This is a genomic window from Pseudomonas sp. SIMBA_068, from assembly GCF_046534705.1.
GTDB classification, from domain to species: domain Bacteria; phylum Pseudomonadota; class Gammaproteobacteria; order Pseudomonadales; family Pseudomonadaceae; genus Aquipseudomonas; species Aquipseudomonas putida.
In genome coordinates this window covers 1-228 of sequence record NZ_JAWRYI010001904.1, presented here as the reverse complement: position 1 = coordinate 228, position 228 = coordinate 1, and the positions used below count along the sequence as shown (strand labels likewise).

Here is a 228-nt window from a genome sequence, read left to right as displayed (position 1 = left end):
CTTTCAATCTCTCTCCAAACACAGATGTAACCGTACTAGCCAAATCATCCTCAATCTCTTTATATTGTTCAAAAAATTGGGATGATACATCTTGTTCCCACCCCAGCATATTCACCACTGTATCGGTCGCCGTATTAAACATTGAAAGAACGTTGTCTTTAATATCAGCATCCAAACTAAGCAATGTCTTATTTAGCTTAATTCCAATGATGAAGTCGGGTCTTGTCA

General features: G+C 37.7%; 1 protein-coding gene. It reads right to left on the bottom strand.

The genetic code is table 11. The annotated features are described in order from the left end of the window. A partial coding sequence (locus SB756_RS36405; protein ID WP_410914115.1) for a hypothetical protein occupies window positions 1–228 on the bottom strand: 228 nt, incomplete at both ends.